This window comes from Phyllobacterium sp. P5_D12 (genome assembly GCF_054049495.1).
Genome location: NZ_JBFUMG010001104.1, coordinates 1 through 686, shown reverse-complemented (window position 1 = coordinate 686; position 686 = coordinate 1). Strand labels below are relative to the sequence as shown.

Genomic DNA, 686 nt, shown 5'->3' with positions numbered 1-686 from the left:
GCTCTTAGGCGGTGGCAAAACTGCCCCAATGGCCGAAATAGGGCGCAAAGCCGTCAGTCGCGCCACGATCGCCAAACGGCAGCTTCCGGCCACTTGCGGACACTGAGCATCGTTTGCTAAGCGCCACAAGCGGCCATCTCTCATGTTCGTCCAACCGCATATTTTAGCTCAACCTCTGCTTGTCAATATCAAGCAACTTCTTCTTCCCGCTTCCTGATCTGCGCAAACACTTCATTTTGGCGGTATTCAGGTACCTGTCCATAACTTTGAAGGGTGACGCTGATATTGGCGTGGCCAAGCGACTGGCTCCAGCTCTTAAACTCCTCCGGCGTCCGACAGATGCGCTCTCCGAAGCGGGCTATAGTCGAACGGAAAGAATGCGGGTTGTAGTAGGGCAAACCGGCATTTGCCCAGGCCGTCCGAAAGACGATGCGCGCGGGTCCTGGCGTTTGCCAGGCTATGCGTGACAACCCACTTGGGCCCAAGAGACTCGTCTCAGAACTGCGGATACTGTTCGTCGCAGGGAAAAGCGGATCATTCGGACCGAAACGCATCTCCCGCCGCAGGTATCGGATCCAGTCGTTTACGATCTGCTCTATGTCCTCGCCGACGGGGAAGAACTCCGAAATAAAAGTCTTGCGGAATTTGGTCCGAACTATGCGGGCGTCCTGCGTCACCGTCCGGGC

Annotated in this window: 1 pseudogene; it reads right to left on the bottom strand. The window is 56.4% G+C overall.

Going from position 1 to position 686, the window contains the following annotated elements:
• Nucleotides 1-188 precede the first annotated feature (188 nt).
• Nucleotides 189-686, bottom strand: a pseudogene (locus tag ACXJ5O_RS28955) (site-specific integrase); the annotation flags it as partial.